Source organism: Streptosporangium sp. NPDC049376 (assembly GCF_044466505.1).
GTDB lineage: Bacteria > Actinomycetota > Actinomycetes > Streptosporangiales > Streptosporangiaceae > Streptosporangium.
The window spans coordinates 1-2328 of record NZ_JBITMT010000015.1; the positions used below are offsets into that span (position 1 = coordinate 1).

General features: G+C 64.6%; 2 protein-coding genes. Both read right to left on the reverse strand.

Translation table 11 applies throughout. The features are described from left to right. Positions 1-767: 767 nt before the first annotated feature. Positions 768-1220: a hypothetical protein gene (locus ACIBVQ_RS29785; RefSeq protein ID WP_399181526.1), complete on the reverse strand. Its 453-nt coding sequence runs from the start codon at positions 1218-1220 to the stop codon at positions 768-770. 560 nt (positions 1221-1780) lie between these two features. After that, a partial coding sequence (locus tag ACIBVQ_RS29790; RefSeq protein WP_399181528.1) for a hypothetical protein occupies positions 1781-2328 on the reverse strand: 548 nt, incomplete at its 5' end.

The window sequence follows — 2328 nt, forward strand, 5'->3', positions numbered from 1 at the left end:
CCGGACAATCTTTGTGGGGGGTCATCCTTTTCGGGGTGGCCCCCCCTTTTTTGTTTGTGTGTGGCTCTTGGGGGTTGTTCCCTGGGTGTGGGGTGTGTTCCAGGCGGGGGTGTCTGGGGTGCGGGGTGGCCGGCGGCTGCCCCTTTTTTTGTTTGTGCCCGGCCCGGGAGTTTGTGCCTGGCCTGGGAGTGCGGGGGTGTTTGAGGGGTAGCGGGGGTTGCCCCTTTTTTGTTTCAGGAGCGGGGCGGGAGGGCGTGGAGTTCGCCGGACAGGACGGTTACCGCTCGTCCGGTCAGCTTCATCCGGTCTCCCGGGGATGTTGTGGTGGGTGGGGTGGTCGGCGGCTGCCAACGACGGGTGGAAACTGACCCTGTGGCGACGGGCGGGTTCCAGGGGGCAGGATTCAGCCGCTGTTGGCAACGGCTGCCCCTTTTTCTGTTGCGGGGGCGGGTGGTGGGAGGACCAGGTGGTGCCGTAGAGGTGTGTTCCATTGCTTGAAGAACGGTGCCTGGCGAGATTCGCTCTTTTTGTGCGCGGTATGAATAAACCCGCCCGGCGGGGGAGAAGCCGACCCAACATCTTTCATGTCCAACCAGCTGGCCAACCGGATCAGTGAGGAATCCGCCGAGCGGCACGGCGTGTCCTCAGCGGGCCGGGTGATCAAGATGAGCATGCCGTCGAGGACGACATAGGCCAGGTAAGAGGCCTTCAGCGAGGCAGCGTACGTGTGGTGTGGTCGGCTTTCACATCTGTGTTGGTCAGTGCCATCAGGTCGTGAAGTTCTCAAGGTCGGCGGGAGCCATCGTGATGGTTGGCCGCTGCCGCCGGTTGACTCCTCCGGGTGGGGGCCAGGTGTCTTCCGCGACCCATGTCCCCCACCGACGCATGTAGTGCCGGAACCTGGTCTCCGTCAGCGGCATCTCCAGCCACTCCTGGGCCGCGAGTCTGAACTCGCGCATGGCCAGGGCATCGATGTCGGTCCCGTAGTCGGCGGGCCAGCCATCGAGGACGTCGTCGATTCCCATCCAGGCGCTGTAGAGCTCGCCTACTTCCGGCAGGTGCTCGAAGTACGGCCTCTCCGTACAGCTCCACGCCGCTTCGCGGACGAAGCCACTCATCTGCTCCGCATCCCCACTGACGAGGACGCTCTGCATGAGCGGATCAATCTTCGCGGCGAATCCAGTGAGCAACTCCAGATCGACAGGCTCAAGATCGGTCATGGCTTCAGCATCGCAAGAGGTGCGATCTGCTTGCTGTTGGCGCGGCCAGGGTTCTGCTGATCGTGGGGCTCACCGGCTATGAGCTGCGATTTCAGGATAAAAAGACTCCAGGGAACAGTACGGGGGCTGCGGAACTGTAAGGCAGGTAGGGGCTGGGCAGTCCGTATCCTTGGCCGCCTTCGATACGACGGCATAGGCCTCCGGACTTTGAGTGGCTTGCTAGGCTGGAGGAGCCGGGCCGCCCCACCGAGGGTGGCCTTCGTTGCGCCAGACCACGATAGGACAGGGCAGCGATAGCGAACGGGATGTGTCCTGCGGCCGGAGATCGCCCGCACAGCGAATCGTCCCATTCATCTGAAGATCGGGACGCGCTCGCCGAGTGAGCAAACGAAATGGAACCAGAAGTGAACAGTGACAACGGGCGTGACGGCGCGGGCCGGCGCGAAGAAGGCGAAAACCGCGGATTCGGCGGTCAGGGGGGCTACCGCGACAACCGCGGGGCCGGCGGCAGGGGACGTCCAGGGGACGGTCCTCGATATGGCGAGCGCCGAGAAGGGCGTTCAGGAGGTTCGTACGGTTCCCGTGATCGGGGGGATCGTCCTTCGTATGGTCGTGATGATCGTCCCGGTGGTGGCTACCGCGACAACCGCGGTGGCGGTGAGCGCCGTCCCTACGGTGACCGTGATCAGGCTCGTGGTTCGTACGGTTCCCGTGATCAGGGTGATCGTCCCGGTGGTGGCTACCGGGACAACCGTGGCGGCGGTGAGCGCCGTCCCTATGGTGACCGTGACAACCGTGGTGGTGGCGAGCGCCGTCCCTATGGTGATCGTGACCAGGCTCGTGGTCCGCGTCCGGGGGGGGATCGTCGTCCGTTCAACCGTGACGACCGTCCCGGCGGTGGCTACCGCGACGACCGCGGCGGAGAGCGTCGCTCCTACGGCGATCGTGACCAGGCTCGTGGTTCGTACGGTTCCCGTGATCGGGGGGATCGTCCTTCGTATGGTCGTGATGACCGTCCCGGTGGTGGCTACCGCGACAACCGCGGTGGCGGTGAGCGCCGTCCCTACGGTGACCGTGACCAGTCCCGTGGTTCGTACGGTTCCCGTGA

What these genes read in the sequence shown, in the direction of transcription:
- ACIBVQ_RS29785 (WP_399181526.1), bottom strand. Translation starts at nt 1,220, where the DNA reads ATGACCGATCTTGAGCCTGTCGATCTGGAGTTGCTCACTGGATTCGCC.